The 20,846-nt window shown below is 42.9% G+C and carries 15 protein-coding genes, 1 other RNA gene and 3 pseudogenes; 16 read left to right on the top strand and 3 right to left on the bottom strand.

What is annotated here, in order from left to right; genetic code table 11:
* Positions 1 to 10: 10 nt before the first annotated feature.
* The 11 genes and pseudogenes from NXM86_RS07435 (at position 11) to NXM86_RS07485 (ending at position 12,744) form a co-directional block, all read left to right on the top strand.
* Positions 11 to 2,269, top strand: coding sequence for a DEAD/DEAH box helicase (locus tag NXM86_RS07435; protein WP_498958824.1), 2,259 nt, complete (start codon positions 11 to 13; stop codon positions 2,267 to 2,269).
* 17 nt (positions 2,270 to 2,286) lie between these two features.
* Positions 2,287 to 3,552 carry a ribonuclease H-like domain-containing protein gene (locus NXM86_RS07440; RefSeq protein ID WP_498958825.1) on the top strand — a complete coding sequence of 422 codons (1,266 nt, stop codon included), beginning with the start codon at positions 2,287 to 2,289 and terminating at the stop codon, positions 3,550 to 3,552.
* A 343-nt stretch (positions 3,553 to 3,895) separates the two neighbouring features.
* Positions 3,896 to 4,129 (top strand): CotD family spore coat protein, encoded by a 234-nt coding sequence (locus NXM86_RS07445; RefSeq protein WP_498958826.1) that lies wholly within the window; start codon positions 3,896 to 3,898, stop codon positions 4,127 to 4,129.
* Positions 4,130 to 4,195: 66 nt separating this feature from the next.
* Positions 4,196 to 4,762 carry an SLOG family protein gene (locus NXM86_RS07450; protein WP_062756004.1) on the top strand — a complete coding sequence of 189 codons (567 nt, stop codon included), beginning with the start codon at positions 4,196 to 4,198 and terminating at the stop codon, positions 4,760 to 4,762.
* A gap of 43 nt (positions 4,763 to 4,805) precedes the next feature.
* Positions 4,806 to 5,102: a cell division regulator GpsB gene (gene gpsB, locus NXM86_RS07455; protein ID WP_015864078.1), complete on the top strand. Its 297-nt coding sequence runs from the start codon at positions 4,806 to 4,808 to the stop codon at positions 5,100 to 5,102.
* A 124-nt stretch (positions 5,103 to 5,226) separates the two neighbouring features.
* Positions 5,227 to 5,635, top strand: an RNA gene (gene rnpB / locus NXM86_RS07460) — RNase P RNA component class B.
* 136 nt (positions 5,636 to 5,771) lie between these two features.
* A complete protein-coding gene (locus tag NXM86_RS07465; protein ID WP_498958827.1) occupies positions 5,772 to 7,487 on the top strand; it encodes a putative bifunctional diguanylate cyclase/phosphodiesterase in 1,716 nt (571 codons plus the stop codon).
* A gap of 91 nt (positions 7,488 to 7,578) precedes the next feature.
* On the top strand, positions 7,579 to 8,733 hold the full coding sequence (locus NXM86_RS07470; protein WP_089097735.1) for a THUMP domain-containing class I SAM-dependent RNA methyltransferase: 1,155 nt from the start codon (positions 7,579 to 7,581) through the stop codon (positions 8,731 to 8,733).
* Positions 8,734 to 8,831: 98 nt separating this feature from the next.
* Positions 8,832 to 9,002 (top strand): hypothetical protein, encoded by a 171-nt coding sequence (locus NXM86_RS07475; RefSeq protein ID WP_015864075.1) that lies wholly within the window; start codon positions 8,832 to 8,834, stop codon positions 9,000 to 9,002.
* A gap of 205 nt (positions 9,003 to 9,207) precedes the next feature.
* On the top strand, positions 9,208 to 11,148 hold the full coding sequence (locus NXM86_RS07480; RefSeq protein WP_498958829.1) for an ATP-dependent DNA helicase: 1,941 nt from the start codon (positions 9,208 to 9,210) through the stop codon (positions 11,146 to 11,148).
* A 92-nt stretch (positions 11,149 to 11,240) separates the two neighbouring features.
* Positions 11,241 to 12,744 (top strand): annotated as a pseudogene (locus NXM86_RS07485) (carboxypeptidase M32).
* A 40-nt stretch (positions 12,745 to 12,784) separates the two neighbouring features.
* On the opposite strand, the gene NXM86_RS07490 reads toward NXM86_RS07485, so the two are convergent.
* The 3 genes from NXM86_RS07490 to NXM86_RS07500 are packed head-to-tail and all read right to left on the bottom strand — an operon-like array spanning position 12,785 to position 15,071.
* Positions 12,785 to 14,434, bottom strand: coding sequence for a b(o/a)3-type cytochrome-c oxidase subunit 1 (locus NXM86_RS07490; RefSeq protein WP_498958831.1), 1,650 nt, complete (start codon positions 14,432 to 14,434; stop codon positions 12,785 to 12,787).
* Positions 14,435 to 14,905 carry a cytochrome c oxidase subunit II gene (locus tag NXM86_RS07495; RefSeq protein ID WP_498958833.1) on the bottom strand — a complete coding sequence of 157 codons (471 nt, stop codon included), beginning with the start codon at positions 14,903 to 14,905 and terminating at the stop codon, positions 14,435 to 14,437.
* Positions 14,906 to 14,927: 22 nt separating this feature from the next.
* Positions 14,928 to 15,071: a cytochrome c oxidase subunit 2A gene (locus tag NXM86_RS07500; protein WP_089097731.1), complete on the bottom strand. Its 144-nt coding sequence runs from the start codon at positions 15,069 to 15,071 to the stop codon at positions 14,928 to 14,930.
* A gap of 322 nt (positions 15,072 to 15,393) precedes the next feature.
* Here NXM86_RS07500 and NXM86_RS07505 point away from each other — a divergent pair.
* From NXM86_RS07505 to NXM86_RS07525, 5 genes and pseudogenes are all read left to right on the top strand, one after another.
* Positions 15,394 to 15,792, top strand: a pseudogene (locus NXM86_RS07505) (xanthine phosphoribosyltransferase); the annotation flags it as partial.
* Positions 15,793 to 15,924: 132 nt separating this feature from the next.
* Positions 15,925 to 19,612, top strand: a pseudogene (locus NXM86_RS07510) (dynamin family protein).
* Positions 19,609 to 20,355 (top strand): nucleotidyltransferase domain-containing protein, encoded by a 747-nt coding sequence (locus tag NXM86_RS07515; protein WP_062755989.1) that lies wholly within the window; start codon positions 19,609 to 19,611, stop codon positions 20,353 to 20,355. The pseudogene NXM86_RS07510 and the gene NXM86_RS07515 overlap by 4 nt, the downstream one beginning before the upstream one ends.
* A gap of 43 nt (positions 20,356 to 20,398) precedes the next feature.
* Entirely contained in the window at positions 20,399 to 20,590 is a 192-nt protein-coding gene (locus NXM86_RS07520; RefSeq protein WP_062755987.1) for a hypothetical protein, read from the top strand.
* Positions 20,583 to 20,846: a YpbS family protein gene (locus NXM86_RS07525; RefSeq protein ID WP_015864066.1), complete on the top strand. Its 264-nt coding sequence runs from the start codon at positions 20,583 to 20,585 to the stop codon at positions 20,844 to 20,846. Before NXM86_RS07520 ends, NXM86_RS07525 begins: the two co-directional genes overlap by 8 nt.

Below are 20,846 nucleotides of genomic sequence, written 5' to 3' on the forward strand. Positions count from 1 at the left end.
GTGAGCTGATATGAAGAAAAAAAGCTTATTCGAATTGATAGAACAATTGCGAAACGATCCGAATGTCGTGTATTGGCATGAAATCGAACCACAAGAAGCGAACACCGTTCCGATGCCGGAGCATCTTGATTTGCGTTTACGAACAGCGCTCGAAAAGCGCGGCATCGCTTCTCTTTATACACATCAGGCAGCCGCTTATGAAGCGGTGCAAAACGGAAAAAATATCGTTGCCGTTACTCCGACTGCTTCAGGGAAAACGCTTTGCTACAATTTACCTGTACTGCAAGCGATCGCAGAAAATGAACATAGCCGGGCGCTTTATTTATTTCCGACAAAAGCGCTCGCGCAAGATCAAAAAAGCGAATTGCACGAAATCATTGAGGAAATGGGCGTTCCGATTCATAGTTATACATATGATGGCGATACAGCGCCAGGCATTCGCCAAAAAATTCGCAAAGCTGGCCATATTGTCATGACAAATCCGGATATGCTGCATTCTGCGATTTTGCCGCATCATACGAAATGGGTGGCGTTATTCGAAAATTTGCGGTATGTCGTCATCGATGAGCTTCATACGTATCGCGGTGTGTTTGGAAGCCACGTGGCAAACGTCATCCGCCGATTGAGGCGCATTTGTCAGTTTTACGGAAGCAAGCCGATCTTTATTTGCACATCAGCGACGATTGCCAATCCGAAAGAACTAGCCGAACGCCTGACAGGGGAGCCAATGACATTGATTGATAATAACGGGGCGCCGCGCGGAAGAAAACATTTTGTTTTTTATAATCCGCCGGTTGTTCATCAACCTCTTAATATTCGCAAAAGCGCTACGGTCGAAGTAAACCGGCTAGCAAAACAGTTTTTAGAAAACGGCATTCAAACAATTGTATTTGCCCGCAGCCGTGTGCGTGTCGAGCTGATTTTAAGCCATCTTCAAGAACTTATTAAAGATCAATTGGGCGCGAAAACGATTCGTGGGTATCGCGGCGGTTATTTGCCAAAAGAAAGACGGGAAATCGAAAAAGGATTACGGAGCGGGGAAATTATCGGAGTTGTTAGCACGAACGCGCTTGAACTTGGCGTCGATATTGGCCAGCTGCAAGTATGTATCATGACAGGATATCCCGGCACGGTCGCAAGCACATGGCAGCAGGCAGGAAGAGCTGGGAGACGTCACGGCGATTCCCTTGTCATTATGGTAGCGAGCTCTAGTCCGATTGACCAGTACATTGTGCAGCATCCGGAGTATTTCTTTGGCCGTTCTCCGGAAACGGCGCGCATCAACCCAGACAACATGCTGATTCTTGTCGATCATCTCAAATGCGCTGCATATGAACTTCCTTTCCGTCAAGGGGAAAAGTTTGGCGACCTCGAAGTGGAAGAAGTGCTTGAGTTTTTAACAGAACAAAAAGTATTGCATTACCGTGCAGGTAAATGGTATTGGATGAGCGATGCGTTTCCGGCGTATGATATTAGCTTGCGTTCTGCATCCCAAGAGAATGTCGTCATTATCGATATTTCGAAAACTGGTAACCATCGCGTCATCGGCGAGATGGATCGATTTAGTGCAATGACGTTATTGCACGAAGAGGCGATCTATCTTCATGAAGGTGTGCAATATCAAGTGGAAAAGCTTGATTGGGAAGAAAAAAAGGCATATGTTCGGGAAGTGAACGTAGAATATTTTACGGATGCGAATTTAGCTGTACAGCTTCATGTATTAGAAGAAGACCGCAACGAGCAAAGACAGCTGCTGAGTCTGCATTACGGCGATGTTTCTGTTCGCGCGAAGGCTACCATCTTTAAAAAAATTAAATTATCCACATTTGAAAACATTGGCTCAGGGCCGATCCATTTGCCGGAAGAAGAACTACATACGACGGCAACATGGATCGAATTAGGAGAAGAACTATCGAAAATGGACGCGCCTATGCTCGAACAAGCGCTCGTTGGCATTTCAAATGTGCTTCGTCACCTCGTACCGATGTTTGTCATGTGCGACCGCACCGATATTCACGTCGTACCACAAATGAAAGCACCTCATTCCGGAATGCCGACGATTTTTTTATACGACCGTTATCCAGGCGGCATCGGCTTATCGGAAGCGGTTTTTGAGCGGTATGATGAAATCATGGGAGAAGTGATACATTTACTTGAACGCTGCCCGTGTGAAAATGGCTGCCCTTCTTGCATTGGGGTGATCGAGGCAAGCAATCATTCCGTGAAAAAAAACGTAATCTCATTTTTACACAAGCTTCTAAGCAAGTAAATGAAGGGATGAACACCATGTCAATGAAGCAGAAATTAGCAAGATGGAAGGAACAACTTGCATCCCGGGCTTCCGTTCAGGAAGAACGGCCCGGTGTGCTCTTTGAAGAGCAACAAGAGAAAGAGGTTCCATTTCTTGATGAATGGCAGAAAAAACATGTGCAGCCGTTCTTTTTTGATGGGGATTATTGTTTGATTCGCGAAGTAGTATATCCGTTAGATTATCAGCATGGGCGGTATCGACTTGGAGAGTTTCATCATATTCATGCCCGTTGGCAAGACGCTTCTTTTACACATCCGCTTTCGAGCAAAGGGCATGAAGCGAGCGATTTATTTTTCTTTGATACGGAGACGACCGGGCTTAGCGGCGGAACGGGACATGTCATTTTTTTGCTTGGCCATGCCCGCGTATATGAAGATCGGGTTGTTGTCCGCCAGCATTTTTTGCCGCACCCGGGAGCGGAAGTGGCATTGTATCAAAGTTTTTTATCGGAAGTCGACTATACAACGCTTGTTACGTATAACGGAAAAGCATTCGATTGGCCGAAAGTCAAGACGCGCCATACGCTGATTCGTGATGCTGTCCCGAAACTGCCGGCGTTTGGCCATTTCGATTTATATCACGCATCAAGGAGAATGTGGAAACAAAAGCTTGAGTCTGTTCGCCTTTCCAATGTCGAAAAAGAGATATTGCAAATTGAGCGAGAAGAAGATGTTCCCGGTTTTTTGGCGCCGATGATGTATATGGACTTTCTATCGGCGCCGCATCCTGATCGAATTTTTCCGGTATTTCTCCATAATGAACTTGATGTTTTATCGTTAATTTGCCTCTATATTCATTTATCGAAACAGCTGCTAGAAGCGCCGCAACTAAAAGATGCATTTGAACAGTTGGAAACAGCTCGTTGGCTCGAGACGTTAGGAGAAACAAATGCCGCGAAAAACGTGTATGAGCGCGTGATCGAAAAAGAAACAAAAGAATCGTGGCAGGCCAAATGGCAACTATCGCTGTTATATAAAAAAGAAAAACGGTACGAAAAAGCAGTGGACATATGGAAAGAATTATGGCAGCATGACAGTGATACGTGGAAGATGAAAGCCGGGGTTGAATTGGCAAAAGCGTATGAACATTATTTTCGTGATGCCCATCAGGCGCATCACTATGCGATCAACGTATATGAACGATGGAAAACACTATCTCGTTCCTATAAACAGCGGAATACTACCCAAGAGTTAGAGTTGATCAGGCGTATAGAACGGCTTCAGCGGAAATTAAATCATTAAATATTTCCGTGGAAAGCGCAGGATGCGACAGAAAATAAAGAAAATTTGATTTTCCATTTCGAATCTTGTAGAAAAAACAAAAAATATGTACAATTGCTTCGGGATAGATAAAAACAAACGAAATGGCGGGGAGAAAACGATGCGGAGCATGTACAAAAAAATTTTTTACTTGTTTTTTCTCGTGATATGTTTAACGTTTGTTGTGTTTAGAAACTTAACGTAATTTGGCTGTCCGTTACAGACGAATATGGAAAAATGGGTGTCTATACTAGTACATGTCCGCTCCTTTCATCATAGGCTGATATTGTAAAACATAAGCTTATGAAAAGAAAGGAGAATGGATATGCATTGCCCACCACATGTATTGGCACCGATTGTTCATCCGCCAAGATGTTGTGTACAACATCATTTCCAAGCAACAATCGTACCACACATTCATCCATCACATACGACACATGTCAACCATCATCTTTTCCAACATCAGCATTATTTCCCGCATACGGAGTCGGTTGTCAACCAAGTAGCAAACCAACATTGCAATTTTCCTGGTCCTGCTCCGTTCCCATGGGGATGTTAATCCCAATGAAACAGGAGCCGCCATGGCGGTTCCTGTTTTTTAGCAAAGAGAAGGAGTATAAAAACAATGAGAGTGCTTGCGATCACAGGATATAAACCGTATGAGCTGAATATTTTTTCTAATAATCATCCAGCTGTTTCCTATATTCAATTAGCGATACGTCGAAGGTTGCTTTCACTGTTAGAGGAAGGACTGGAATGGATTGTGATTAGCGGACAATTAGGGGTGGAACTTTGGGCGGCTGAAACAGCATATGACCTGCGAGAGGAATATCCTCAGTTGCAAGTTGCTATTCTTACGCCGTTTTTGAATCAAGAAGAACGATGGAATGAAATGAACCGTGAATATTATGAATGGATTGTATCGCAAGCTGATTTTGTCGACAGCATTACAAAACGGCCATACGAAAGTCCTGCACAGTTTCGCTGGAAAAATGAATGGATCGTCCGAAAAAGCGACGGTTTACTCATTGTCTATGATGAGGAAAAAGAAGGGACACCGAAATATATGTTAGAAGTTGCGAAACGAAAAGAAAATTACGCCATTTTTCCCATTACGTTTTCCGATTTACAAGCTATTATAGAAGAAGCGCAGATCAATGAAACGCAAATTGACAATCGATTTGATTTCTGAAAAAATAAAGATAATAGCGGAATGTGGAATTGGGGTGAAAAAGATGTTAGCCGGTCGTATTAAATTAACGCCAAAAGAAATTTTAGAAAAAGAATTTAAAGTAAGTATGCGGGGGTACAATCAAGACGAAGTCGATCAGTTTTTGGACATGATTATTAAAGATTATGAAACGTTCCAACAGGAAATTGAGCAGCTCCAGCAAGAGAACGCTCGTCTGAAACGGCAAATAGAAGAGCTGCAAAAACGGCCATCTGCGCAAGCGGGAACAACAAACTATGATATTTTGCAACGGTTATCTAATTTAGAAAAACATGTATTTGGCAATAAATTATACGATTAATTTTTTTGTTGGACAAATGGAAAAGATCAAGTGCTGCATGGTAAAAGTACATATAGTTCGAAAATTTTCCTATTGAAATAACATGAAAAATGAACTATACTACAATGTGCAAACGACGTTAATAATGTTCGGGTAATCGCTGCGGCAATTCATTGCCGTAGAGGAAAGTCCATGCTCGCACGGTGCTGAGATGCCCGTAGTGTTCGTGCCTAGCGAAACCATAAGCTAGGGCAGTCTGGCGTAATGCTGGGCTGACGGCGGGGAAAGAACCTAAGTCCCAAGGCCTCTCTTGGGATATGGTTCGATTACCCTGAAAGTGCCACAGTGACGCAGCTCTAAGGGAAACCTTAGAGGTGGAACGCGGTAAACCCCACGAGCGAGAAACCCAAATTATGGTAGGGGCGCCTTCCCGAAGGAAATGAACGGAGGGAAGGACAGATGGAGTTTTTTCCATCTGTAGATAGATGATTACCGCCGGAGTACGAGGCGACAAGCCGTTTGCAGTACGAAGGTACAGAACATGGCTTACAGAACATTATTAACGTCGGAGATGGTATATGGTATAATGAAAAAGCTCTCCTGCATGAAGGAGAGCTTTTTCATTGTTTAAAAAATGACTATAATCGTAATATAACTTGTAGTGATTAAGGAAAAGGGAGAGGGATATAAGTGTATGATCATGATCAACAACTAATAGATATACATACGTTCGCTGAAATTGCAAAAAATATTTTTGAATATTCTAACGAAAGCATTATTATTACAGATGCGCAAAATAGAATTTTATTCGTGAATCCGGCATTTGAAATTGTCACCGGATACAGCGCGGAAGAAGTAATTGGTAAGAATCCGCGCATTTTGCAATCTGGAATGCATGATAAACAATTTTACAAAAAAATGTGGAATGATATAAAACAACATGGAGTGTGGAAAGGGGAAATATGGAATAAGCGAAAAGATGGGGAATTGTATCTTGAATGGTTAACTATTAGTGTGGTAAAGGATCAAAAGGGAAATGTGACAAATTATGTGGCGATTTTTTCTGACATTACAGAACATAAACGAAATGTCGAGCAATTAACGAGACTAGCGCTTTATGATACATTAACAAACGTGCCGAATCGGTACTTGCTTGAAAAACGATTAGAAAGTATTATTCGAATGTCCAAAAAACATAATCAGTCATTTGCTTTATTATTTCTAGATTTAGATCGCTTCAAAAACATTAATGATACGTTAGGCCACCGTGTGGGAGATATGTTATTGAAAGAAACGGCGCAACGTCTGAAAAGAATGTTGCGAAAACAAGATACGATCGCGAGGTTTGGTGGTGATGAATTCGTCATTATTTTGCCAAATTTAAAACATATTCGCGAAGCGGTATATATGGCGGAAAAAATTGTTGAATCATTGAAGAGGCCGTTTTGCTTTAACCATCAAGAAATATATATATCTACTAGCATCGGTATTAGTGTTTATCCATACGACGGAGCAGATAAAGAAACGTTGATACGCATGGCCGATCGCGCGATGTACCAAGCAAAAAAGAATGGAAGAAATCAATATGCTTTGTATCATGACGGAATGCAGCATCATAACGGCAAACAGTTGTTTCAACTTGAAACCGCGTTGAGGAAGGCGCTTGAAAGGGGAGAATTTGAACTTTATTATCAGCCGCAATTAGATGTAAAAACGAAACAAATTCGTGCGGTAGAAGCGCTGATTCGATGGAACCATCCAGAAAAAGGATTTATTTCTCCAGGAATGTTTATTCCGCTTGCCGAAGAATCGGGTTTAATTACACCGATTAGTGATTGGATTATGATGCAAGCCTGTGAACATTTGAAACAATTACAGTTACGTTTTCCTTATATAAAAATGAGCATAAATATTTCTCCTATTTATTTTCAACAAATTGATTTTATAGAAAAATTGCAAAAAACGATCGAATCGGTAAACGTGAATCCGCGTTCGATCGAGCTGGAATTGACAGAAAGCGCCGTCATGCCTCACGCTGAAAAGTCTGTAGAAAGACTCACCATGTTAAAAACAATGGGAATAAGCATTGCGATTGATGATTTTGGAACGGGATTCTCTTCGTTAAGTTATTTGCATCGTTTTCCGATCGATATATTGAAAATCGATCGAAGTTTTATCAAACAATTATCTCGGTATCGAGAAGAATCGGCAATTGTTAATGCGATCATTATGATGGCGCACAGCCTTCAGATTCGAGTGGTGGCTGAGGGAGTGGAAACGAAGAAACAGTATCAAATACTGGAAAAGCAATCTTGTGATTTTGTACAAGGATATTATGTATCTAAGCCGCTATCAATTAGCGAATTATATGAGTTTTTAGATATGTGGAACCATCTTTATGATTAAAAGCGCCGTGCTTGCTAGTGTTTTGTTCGGATGGTTACATACAATTGCGAGAGTTTGAGGTTTTATAACATAAAAAAATAGGAGGACAAAAATGGGTTCGATTACGTTAATCGCTACGGCGGCGATGGGAGTGGAATCGATCGTCGCCGATGAAGTGCGTCGTCTCGGTTATGAGTGTCAAGTGGAAAATGGAAAAGTGACGTTTACCGCTGATGAGCTGGCGATTTGCCGCGCTAATTTATGGTTGCGCACCGCAGATCGCGTGAAATTGAAAGTCGGAGAATTTAAAGCGACGACGTTTGAGGAACTGTTTGAGCAAACAAAAGCGTTGCCATGGGCGGATTATTTGCCGGTGAATGCGAATTTTCCTGTCATCGGAAAATCAGTAAAGTCAAAGCTTTTTAGTGTTTCCGATTGCCAGGCGATTGTGAAAAAAGCGGTGGTGGAAAGTTTAAAAAAACATTACCGTGTTTCATGGTTTGAAGAAACCGGACCGCTTTATCGCATTGAAGTAGCCTTGCATAAAGATATTGCCACATTAACCATTGACACAAGCGGAGCAGGGCTGCATAAACGCGGTTATCGCACCCTCCAAGGGGAAGCTCCATTAAAGGAAACATTAGCAGCCGCGCTCGTGCAGCTGACGAATTGGACGCCGGACCGGCCATTTGTCGACCCGTTTTGCGGATCGGGAACGATTCCGATCGAGGCGGCGCTGATTGGCCAAAATATTGCGCCAGGATTTAATCGTGACTTTGTCTCCGAACAATGGGACTGGATTGGTGAAAAAACATGGGAGCGAGCACGGGAGGAAGCAGAAGATTTGGCCAACTATGACCAGCCTCTCGATATTTCCGGATTTGACATTGACCATCGCATGGTGGAAATCGCAAAAACAAACGCGCTGGAAGCCGGATTTGCCGATTTAGTGTCATTTAAGCAAATGCAAGTAAAAGATTTTCGCACACGCAAAGAATACGGCGTGATCGTCGGCAATCCCCCGTATGGCGAGCGGCTTGGCGAGCGTAGAGAAGTAGAAGCAATGTATCGGGACATGGGCAAAACGTTCTCTGCCTTAGATACGTGGTCCATTTATATTTTGACGGCGCATAAAGAGTTTGAAAAACATTATGGGAAAAAAGCGACGAAGCGCCGCAAATTATTCAACGGCTTTATCGAAACACATTATTACCAATACTGGGGTCCGCGGCCGCCGAAGGAAAAAGATATTGCCGAACGAAAATAAGCTTCTCATGTTGCTATGCTTGCAACGAATGAGAACATCCCTTTCTGCATATAATATGGATATTATGATGAACTATTTTAGCAGGAAGGTGATATACAATGAGACATTCTTCCATTGATTGGATGAAAATTTCAGAAGCGCTCGATAATACGTATGAATTATTAGTACAACAAAACATTGAAGATGAGCATTTAAAACAAATCGAAATGGCGAAAAATATGTGGAAGCAGGCTTTTACATACCGCATATCTAGTTCGATGAAAGCATAAAGCAATAAAAGTTTGCGCTCGGCTCATTGCTCATTATTGACTTCTGCTGTACGATGAATCATAATAATATCTTGTTAGACTTTTTACAGATGATTTGTCAGATGATAGACAGCGCGCAGCAGTAAAAGCATTGCGCGCTAACGTTTGTTGAATGGATTTGGACAGGCGTGAAAGTCTTATTATATTTTTGGAGGGTTTTTCGACGATGAGCCGTGAGCGCTATCCTTTTACATTAGAAAAAAACGAAAATTTCTTTGATAAACTAGGGGAATGGATTGGCGATGTCTTTTACGATATTTTGCCAGAAGCAGGGTTTGAGCTGCGGGATGAACAAATATATATGGCGTTTCAGCTAGAACGCGCGTTTAGAGAGAAAAAGGTGATGTTTGCCGAAGCGGGGGTCGGTACCGGAAAAACGATCGTATATTTGTTGTATGCGATTTGCTACGCCCGTTATACAGGGAAGCCCGCCATTATTGCCTGTGCCGATGAAACGCTCATTGAGCAGCTAGTGAAGAAAGAAGGGGATATAGCGAAATTATCGAAGGTGCTAGGTTTACATATTGACGTACGCTTAGCGAAATCACCAGATCAATATTTATGTTTGAATAAACTGGATGAAGTAGTGATGTATGATGATAAAGACATCGAGCTTTACGAACAAATTTATGACGAGCTCCCTGCGTTCGTTCACGATAATAAGCCGCTGCAAGCATTCTATCATTATGGAGATCGCAAAGAATACGCCCATTTAAGCGATGAACAATGGAAAAAAATCGCGTGGGATCCGTTCCAAGACTGTTTTACATGTGAAAAACGCCATCGCTGCGGCCAAACATTATCACGGGAATATTACCGGAAAGCGGCTGATTTAATCGTCTGTTCACACGACTTTTATATGGAACATGTTTGGACATATGAAGCGCGCAAACGCGAAGGGCAGCTCCCGCTTTTGCCGGAAGCAAGCTGTGTTGTATTTGACGAAGGGCATTTGCTAGAGTTTGCCGCACAAAAAGCGTTAACCTATCGGATGAAAGAAACAACGTTAGAAAACTTGCTCACACGGCTGTTAGAAAATGATATCCGCGAAGAGCTTGCTTATTTGATCGAAGAAACGCTGCAAATAAGCGTGCGGTTTTTTGATGAGCTAAAGTCTTGTTCAAAAGAAGTAGCCGGTTCTAACCGTCAAGAAATTACGTTTTCGGAAAAACTGCTTCGCCTTGCCAAACAATTGCATGCCAAAATTGTCGACATCGGCAATGAGCTTGTGTTTGAAAGCGAAACATATACGATTGACCATTATCAATTGAATATTGTGGATGAATATTTAGACCAACTTGAATATTCGCTTGATTTATTTATGAATAATGCCGATGCCATTACGTGGGTGGAGTCATCACGTCAAGAAACTACTCTTGTCGTTATGCCGCGCACTGTGCAGGAAGTATTGCGGGAAAAAGTATTTAATAAGCGTATTCCGTTTATTTTTTCCTCTGCCACACTATCAAACCGCAAGTCATTTCAATATATTGCAGAAAGTCTTGGAATTGATGAGTATTTATCGTTTAGTGTGGAATCGCCATTTGATTACGATAACCAAATGACGATTTTTATGCCGACGTTTACCAATGATGAAAACTTATTTTCACAAAAATATGAATATGCGTTGCGTAAAATTCGCCAAACAGAAGGACGAGCGCTTATTTTGTTCCCGTCAAGACAAGAGTTGCTGCAATTTAAAGAGCAAGCAAGCGGCGAGAAGCAATTTGCCTTTTTGTTTGAAGGAGATCAGGAAATTAGTGAGCTTGTTGCGACATTCCAAGCAAATGAAGAAACGATATTATGCTCAGAACATTTATGGGAAGGATTGGATATTCCAGGGCCATCACTATCGAACGTCATTATTTGGTCGCTACCGTATCCTCCGAATGATCCGGTATTTCAGGCGAAGCGAAAGGCATATGATGATTCATTTTGGGGTGTCGATGTGCCGTATATGCTGCTAAGGCTTCGTCAAGGAGTAGGCCGCTTGATCCGCACACGCGAAGACCGCGGCATCGTTTCTATTTTTGTGACAAATGATGAGAATGATAAGGTTATTGAAGCAATTAAAGAGGTATTGCCGACAAAAGTGAGGGAAGAATAATTTCTTTCCTCATTTTTTATCGCAAAAAAGAGGAAATCCGCTTTTGGTCATGGAAATATTATCATGCAACAAAAGATACAGGGGGAAACAAGATGATCAAAAAAATAGAAGAGCAGTTTTTACAATACGTAAAAAAAATGATGAGCTATAATGAAGCGATTCAATTAATGTATTGGGATTTGCGGACGGGCGCCCCGAAAAAAGGAGTCGAACAACGTTCAGAAGTCATCGGAATTCTTTCGCAAGAAGTGTTTAAAATGTCCACGTCAGAAGAAATGGCCGCCTTTATCGCTAAATTGTCGCCAAAACATGAACAGCTTTCGGAAGTCACTCGCTATACGTTAGAAGAATGCAAAAAAGAATACGAGCGAAACAAAAAAATCCCAGCAGATGAATATAAAGAATATGTTGTATTGCAATCAAAAGCGGAAAGCGTGTGGGAAGAAGCAAAGGCAACGGCTGATTTTGCCCTGTTTCGTCCATATTTAGAGAAATTAGTAGAATTTAACAAACGATTTATTGAGTATTGGGGATATAAAGGAAATCCGTACAATACGCTTCTTGATTTATATGAACCAGGAATGACGGTGGATGTGTTAGACGAAGTATTTCGGAAGTTGCGTGAACATATCGTTCCGCTTGTGCAAGAAGTCGCCGCCTCTCCAAATCAGCCGGAAACATCGTTTTTATTCCATCGGTTTCCAAAGGAAAAACAGCGCGCTTTTAGTCTGGAGCTGTTGCGAGAGCTTGGCTATGATTTTGCGAAAGGCCGGTTGGATGAAACGGTTCATCCGTTTGCGATTGGCCTCAATCCGAACGATGTCCGGATTACAACACGGTATGATGAACGCGATTTTCGCACCGCTATATTCGGAACGATTCATGAATGCGGCCACGCCTTATATGAACAGCATATTTCAGAAACATTGATTGGGACGCCGCTGTGCACAGGTACATCGATGGGAATTCATGAATCGCAGTCGTTATTTTATGAAAACTTTATTGCCCGTCATTATTCATATTGGAAACGAAATTATCCGCGCTTGCAGCAATATGCTCCTGAGCAATTTTCTGGCGTATCTCTCGATGCGTTTTATCGCGCGATTAATGAAGTAAAACCATCACTTATTCGGATTGAGGCAGATGAATTAACTTATCCGTTACATATTATTGTTCGTTACGAAATCGAAAAAGGATTGTTTAATGGAACGATCGAAGTAAAAGATTTGCCGGAGATTTGGAACGATAAAATATAAAGAATATCTCGGCATCCGTCCGGACAATGACGCGGTTGGCGTATTGCAAGACGTGCATTGGTCCGGAGGAAGCTTTGGATATTTCCCATCTTATGCGCTCGGTTATATGTATGCGGCGCAGTTTAAGCATGCGATGCTAAAAGATTTGCCGCATTTCGATGAATTGCTCGAAAAAGGGGAATTAACGCCGATTCGTGAGTGGCTGACAGAGAGAATCCATCGATTTGGGAAGACGAAAAAGCCGCTGGAAATTTTGCAAGAGGCAACCGGAGAGGCGTTGAATGCCGACTATTTGATCCGTTATTTAGAAGAAAAATATAAAGCAATTTACCAACTATAAAAAAATCCTCCCTCCTTTTTAGAGGAGGGGGGATTTTGTATTACCATAATTTATAACCTTTTGACCCCGGAGGAGCATTTTGAATCATATCGACAAACGGGATTGTGTAAGCGATCAAAATGAGCGCGACCGTAATACCAATCCATAGTTTCCAGTTATCCATAGCAAGTGCTACGCGTTCTTGCGGTTCTGCCGCTTCAGCGACAGGAAACTCTGTTTCTCCTTTTGGAGCGAAAAATGCTAAGTTGACGACAATAACAAGAACTAAAATAATACCGATGAATAAAATCGTTCCGCCGACCGCTTGGGCGATTTGATATGGAATCCACTCAAGCGCTTGCGGTGAGTTTCCGTAAGTGGAAAATGCCGAACGGCGCGGCGCTCCAAGCAATCCGGCAAAATGCATCGAACCGGACATAAACAACATGCCGATCGTCCATACCACCGTTTGAATAATCGCTAAACGGTTCATCGCTTTTGTCATGACGCGGCCGCTTAAATGCGGAATGAGCCAGTATGCGGCACCGAAGAATGTAAGCACGACCGTTGTCGCAACCGTTAAATGGAAGTGCCCCGTTACCCAAATCGTATTATGGACGACTTGGTTCATTTGATGGGAAGCATTAATAATTCCACCGGCGCCGGCAGGAATGAAGAATACCATTCCGATAAACGGCGCGAAAAAGCGCGCATCTCCCCAAGGCAGTTTGCGAAGCCAACCAAATAGTCCAGTTGCGCCTTTTGAGCGTCCGTATGCTTCAAATGTCGCAAACATCGCAAATGCCGTCATTAGCGATGGAACGACTACCATAAGTGTTAAGAAAACTTGTATGAATTTCCAAAACGGCTTAATACCAGGTTCAAGCAATTGATGGTGGAATCCGACAGGAATCGAGAGAAATAGGAACAAGATAAATGCTAAACGTGCTAAAGAATCAGAGAAAATTTTTCCACCAATGATTTTTGGAATGGCAACATACCAAACCATGTAAGCCGGAAGCAACCAGAAATAAACAAGCGGATGCCCGAAATACCAGAACAATGTCCGGCTGACTAAAACGTCCACTTTGTCAACGATGCCGAGCGACCATGGCAGCAATTGAAACAAAACGGTTGCGGCGACGCCTAACGTACTAACAAGCCATAAAACCATATTCGTTACCGACATAAAGGTAAGCAGCGGGCTGGCTTGGCCAGGATGCTGTTTTTTCCAACGCGCATAGTGGGCAAAGGTCGCAAAGCCGCTGATCCAGCTGCCAACAACTAAGAGCGTTAAACCAATATAAAAGCCGGCATGTGCTTGTAATGGCGCATAGAATGTGTAGAGGACTGAAGCCTGACCGGTTAAAATGTAAAATACTGTCGTCGATGTGCCGATCGTCATCGTCCAGAAGCCAACCCAAGCCCAAAAGCGGACGCGATCAGATAACGTTCCGGCCGTGCGGCTTATTGCGGCGAATTGAAATCCGATAATAAAGAATGTCGTTAATACGAGGCCAAGCAATGTACCGTGTGTCGTTAAAATCGTATAATAGCTGATGCCTGCTGGTAAATTAAATTTTCCGGAGCGCACCAGCGTTTGCAATAATCCTGCTAATCCTCCTAATGCGAGCGCGATAAATGCGACATATATATGTGCCAACGCTAATTTTGCGTCACGGCGATCTACTTTCATTGTTTCGCTCATCATTTACTCCACCACCTTAATTCGTCCAGTCATCATATGGTGACCAGCACCGCAATATTCATTGCAAAGGATTGTATATTCGCCTGGTTGATTAAATGTTTTTGTAAGAGTGTTGATATACCCCGGTTCCACCATCATGTTGACGTTTGTTCCTACTAATTGAAAACCATGGATAACATCTTTCGACGTCACATTAATCGTCACTTTCGCCCCTTTTGGAATTTCAATTTGGTTTGGCGTAAACGCAAAAGCAGATACGACAATATTAAGTTGATACTCATTATCCCCAGTCTTAACTAATCCAGGTTTGTCAAACGGCGGTGTTTGATCTACCTTCTCTGGATCAATGGTCGTCAAACAGCTTGGCGGCTGTTGGCCTTCAGCGAAGGCGCTTACACCGACGATGACCAAAAAAGCGAAGAGAACGCCGATTCCGAACACAAGCCAAATTTTTTCGTATTTGTGCATATGCATGCTATATCCCCTCTCTTATAGCTTATAAGCGATGCAAGTATAACAAATAGACGCTAACCCATGAGAGAATGATGAAAAACCCGAGAAAAAACACGGAAGCGAGCGTGCCTTTTAAAGGCGGTTCTTGCTCTTTTGTTTTGGTTTGTTGTAATTCTGTTTTCGCCATCGTTCTATACCTCCTCCCAAAAAATCATCCCAACTTCATCATACAAAATCATTTGGAAAATGGTAGGTGTATTTTACTAGTTCACAAATTGTTCATTTCTTACTTTAACACTATAATAACCTTAAAAAATTGATATAACAGTGATTTTTCTCACATATGGCAGGGAGGAAATGTGAACATATTGTGAACATCGGCCTATCAGATGTAGTTTCCGATATGTTCCCTTGCCATATGAAAATCATTTTTTGATAGACGGCGAGATCGTTTTTCCCCTGGTAACAAAGTAGATCGATTTTTAAATCATCAAGTAGATCCGCAACTGATGAAAAAGATTGGTGAAACGTTTGCGAATGCGTTTTGTCATGAAGGGGTTACAAAGGTGTTGACACTTGAATCATCAGGAATTAGCCCAGCATTGATGACAGCGTATGAATTAGGTGTCCCGTTGTTAGTGGCGCGTAAACGAAAACCGGTTACGCTTTCCGAAAATTTGTATACGGCGAAAGTGTATTCATTTACCAAACGAGAAGAAACGGAAATTTTCGTTTCCCAATCGTTTCTCCATCATCAAGATCGTGTTTTGATCATTGATGATTTTTTAGCAAACGGTCAAGCGGCCTTAGGTTTGACAGATATCATCGCGCAGGCGAAAGCCCATGTTGCCGGAATCGGCATTGTCATTGAAAAAGCGTTCCAAGACGGCGGGCAGTTGCTTCGATCACGCGGATTTCGCGTTGTGTCGCTGGCGCGCGTTGCATCCATAGATGACGGGATTTTTATATTTTTTGTATTGGGAAAAGTGCGTAAATACAGTAAAATGATTGTATATGATATTAAGGCGAGGGGTTTGAACATGGGACCAGTTACTCAACAAACATCGTTAACGACATGGCTCAAAAGAATCATCGATGTATACGATGCGTTTGTTGCTCATGGCGATGAGACAAATGCCAAAAAAGCGAAGCAGCTGCTTGAAAAAACGGCGAACGAACAATTTGCCATCGCCTTTTGCGGTCATTTTTCCGCAGGAAAATCGAGCATGATTAACGCTCTTCTTGGCGAACCGTTATTGCCATCTAGTCCGATTCCGACAAGCGCCAATCTTGTGAAAGTGAAATCAGGACAAGAATACGTGCGGGTGTTTTACAAGCATGAACCGCCGGTGGAGTACAAACCGCCATATCATCTTGAGCTTATTCGCGCTCAATGTAAAGATGGAGATGCGATTGAATTAATCGAAGTAAGCCGGCAAACATCGCGCATTCCAAACGGAATTGTAATGATGGATACGCCGGGAATCGATTCCACCGATGATGCGCATCGGCTTGCGACCGAATCGGCGCTTCACTTAGCCGATGTGGTGTTTTATATGATGGATTACAACCATGTGCAAGCGGAATTAAATTTTCAATTTACGAAAGAATTGACAAACTACGGAAAAACGTTATATCTCATTATTAATCAAATCGATAAACATCGTGACAATGAGCTGTCGTTTCATGAATTTCGCCAGTCCGTCGAGGAAGCGTTTCGAAATTGGGGCGTAAAGGCAGAACGCATATTTTTTACCTCTTTGAAAGCACCGGATAATCCGCGTAACGAATGGAACGAGCTAGTCGAGTGTTTTCAGAAGCTTTTCCGTGAAAAAGACGAACGTCTTTTCTACGGTGTGGAGGTTGCGTTGAAGCGGCTTATTGACGAACACGTTCGCTGGCTTGAGGAGAAAGATGCGGAGGAAGAAGAAGCGATCCGAGCTCGCCTTGCTGCACTTTTAAGTGATGAAACGGAAGAAGAACAAATACGAAAGCGCCTTAACCGGATGCAAGAGGAACTCGAGCAGCTGGAAGCAGCCCATATGAACTTGGAAACAGAATTTCGCAAAGAGTTAGATCATATTTTGGAGAATGCTTATATCATGCCGTTTGAAACGCGGGAACTTGCGAAAGCGTATTTACAATCCATGCAGCCGGATTTCAAAGTCGGTTTTTTATTTACGAAAGGAAAAACCGAACAAGAACGGGCAAACCGGTTGCGGGCGTTTTATGAAAACGTAAAAGAAAAAGCGGTTTCGCAAATCGAGTGGCACGTTCGCCAGCTGTTGATCCGTTTTCTCAAAGAACACGATATAGAGGATTCCGTCCTGCTAAATCAATGTCAGCAATGGACGGTGGATTGGGAAGCGGACGTTTTAAGCGCACTGGTGAAAAAAGGAGCAGGCGCAAACGGAGAAGCCGTTCTGAATTATACGAACGATGTTGCTTATGAAGTAAAAAAGCGATACCGAAATGCGGCAATGCAGTTATTTGAGAGATTATTATCGAAATGGAGAGAGCAAACAGAAGAAAAACGCCGTCATCTTGAAGATCAAATTGCGTCGGAAACAGAAAAATATGAATGGATCGAACGGCTTCACCATCTTCAAAAAACGCGCAAGCAGGTGCATGAACAACTTGTTTGCTTGCTTTCGTCCAATCGTGTTTTAGAAGATAGTGATGACAAGCGGCTTGCGGAGTTGACCGCTTTGCCTGTGATAAGAAAGCTGGAATCTTCAGCGCTGACGGTTCCTTCGAAACAAGATCACGAAAAGAAACGTCCGCACATTCCAGAGCAAGCGCTCAGTCAGGGAAAATCTGCGCGGCAAAAAATACAAAAAACGACAGAATGTATACGACAAGCGGTAAATATCATCACTGGATATAATGGGAATGAATCGATTTATCCACGAATTAACGGAGAAAGCCGATCGCTTGGAACATCGCACATTTACGGTTGCTCTTTTTGGAGCGTTCAGCGCTGGGAAATCGTCATTTGCTAATGCGCTTATTGGAGAGAAGGTGCTGCCGTCATCTCCAAACCCAACGACAGCGACGATTAATAAAATTGTGCCGCCTACAGAAGAATATCCGCATGGTACCGTGATCGTCCAAGTCAAAAGCGACAAGCAGCTTTTTTCAGACGTTCAAGCTTCGCTCCGCTATTTTCATATGAACGCGGAAACGTGGGACGAAGCGCTTGCGATGTGCGAAAAGATAGCGGACTTGCAGGAGGCCGGTGCGCATGAAAAACCGCATTATTCTTTTCTTCAATCGGTTATTTCCGGTTTTGAACGCATGAAAGACCACCTCGGCCGCAAGCTACGCATCAGGCTCGATGAATTTGTTCAATATGTCGCCGAAGAAACGACCGCTTGTTTTATCGAATCGGTCGAGCTGCATTATGACTGTGAGCTCACCCGCCAAGGAATTACGCTTGTCGATACGCCTGGAGCGGATTCCATTAATGCCCGTCATACGGGAGTGGCGTTCGAATATATTAAAAACGCCGACGCGATTTTGTTTGTCACCTATTATAACCATGCGTTTTCGAAGGCGGATCGCGAATTTTTAATCCAACTTGGACGCGTCAAAGATACGTTTGCGATGGATAAAATGTTTTTTATCGTCAATGCGGCGGATTTGGCTCATTCAAGAGAGGAACTCAACGCAGTATTGGCGTATGTGGAAGAACAGCTTGCTCAATTTGGCATTCGTTTTCCGCGCCTTTACGCACTTTCCAGCCGTTTCGCCATTGATGAAAAAACAGGCAAAAAAGCAGATGGAGGATACGGTTTCTTAACGGAGTCGGGAATTCAGCCGTTTGAAGAAGATTTTACTCGATTTATTACGGAAGAATTGACGGAAGTAGCGGTCAGAGGCGCATATGCCGAAATGAAGCGCGCGCTAAAGACGCTTCTTGACTATATTGATGCCGCACAGCAAAGCAATGAGGAAAAAGCCGCAAAACAACGCGCGCTTTCGCAAGAGCAAACGGCGATTCACAAGCTGCTTGACTCTGTCGCCATTGACCACGACGTACACGCCATGAAACAAGAAATTGCCGAGCTCGTTTATTATGTAAAACAGCGCGTATCATTCCGTTTCAACGACTGGTTTAAAGAATCGTTCAATCCGGCTTCACTGCGCGACGACGGCCGCGATATTCGCCAAGCACTTCGGGCGTGTTTAGAAGAATTGCTGCATTCTGTTGGATTTGACTTGTCGCAAGAAATGCGTGCAACAAGCTTAAGAGTCGAACGGTTTTTGAAGGAGCGCCTTCATGAACAATTTGTCGATCTATGCAACAAAATCGAACGGATTCATAAAGGAGTGCCTCTTTCTTCTTTAGAAACGATTTCGTTTTCCACTCCAGAATTTCCGCTCGGTTTCGAGCAAATCGATGAAGCAAGATTTTCTAAAGCACTGTCGATGTATAAAAACGCAAAATCGTTTTTTGAACGGGATGAAAAGCGCTATATGAAAGAAGAAATAGAAAAACAAATACAGCAGCCAATCGACGATTATGCCGCTCGACAAGAACAGCGTATGTTTCAGTTTTATAAAGAGCAATATGAAATGGCGATTAAAGAGTTTATCGCTTTTCTTGCAAGTCAAGTCGATGACTATTTTTCTGGACTGCAGGCGACACTACGGGCCGAAGTCGATGTCGAACAACTGCGCGAATGTGCGCGGCAGCTGTCGGGTTTATTGGAGGAACAAGAATGAGGGATTTCATTCAACATGAATTAACAAAGATCGAGAAACAGCAATCCGTTCGCGTGTTATACGCGTGTGAGGCGGGAAGCCGGGCATACGGGATAGATACGAAAGAAAGCGACTATGACGTCCGGCTTATTACGATCAAACCAATTCGGTCGTATTTAACCGTTTCCGAATGGTCGGAGACGTGGAGTGATTCGACTCCGCCCATCGAATGGCATAGCTGGGACGTTTTTAAAGCGCTGCAGCTTTTTCAAAAATCGAATCCGTCGCTTTATGAATGGTTTTCTTCCCCGATCATTTATGCAAAAGACGATGATTTTTATACAAAAATGAATGAGATGATCCGACAGTATTATTCATTGCAAAGTCTGGCTTATCACTATCATTCGTTGACAGTGAAAAATGCCAATTTGCTTAGAAAAAAGGAAATAGGAAGCAAAGTGTATATCAAGACGTTTGTGCAAACATTGCGCGGGGCATTGGCTTTACATTGGATCATGCGGTATCATGCGTTTCCTCCGCTTTCGCTTTTTCAACTGGCGGATGGGGATGAATCGATCATGGAGCTTATTCGATTGTTGCGGCAAGCGAAAGCGGAAAAGCGGATGGATTTTTCTTTCGCATTACCTGCAAAAATATTATCCGTCATCGATATGGAACGGTCAGCGCTTAAGCGGCTTCCAGACAAAAAAACGGTCGACGTTCGTTTGCTCGATGAATTCGTATGGGAGCTTTTAGGAGTTTGAACTTGAGTTGCACCATGGGAGTCTTCTATAAAGGGGAGAGACGATGACACGGTTTCACGCGTGTGCTACTTGCATTCATTACGGGATTCAAAAAACGGACCAAGGACTTTATACTTATTGTCAACGGCTTGGTTACGAAACGAAACCATATTATCAATTCCGGTGTTGGACGCCAAAGCCGAACGTTCGCGTTTTAATGGAAAAGGAAAAGAGAAAGGAAGATTCTAATGAGTGAAGTACATGAAGCGATTACCGCCCATATCCAAAAACAGCATGCCATCCTTAAGCGGTTTGCCGAACTCGAACAAGAACGGGAGCGCTATATTGAGGAAGCCGTGATGCTTTGCCAAAACGGGCAGCCGTTTACAGTCGAAAAAATTAACGCGGTGACTAAAAAGATAAACGAACTGGCAAAACAAGGGACAGTACCGGTGCGGAAATATGTAACGGCAGAAATGGTCAAGGAGTATGTGGAGCGAAGCAAAAAGTAG

The sequence above is a fragment of the Geobacillus sp. CX412 genome (assembly GCF_027942335.1).
Lineage (GTDB): Bacteria > Bacillota > Bacilli > Bacillales > Anoxybacillaceae > Parageobacillus_B > Parageobacillus_B toebii.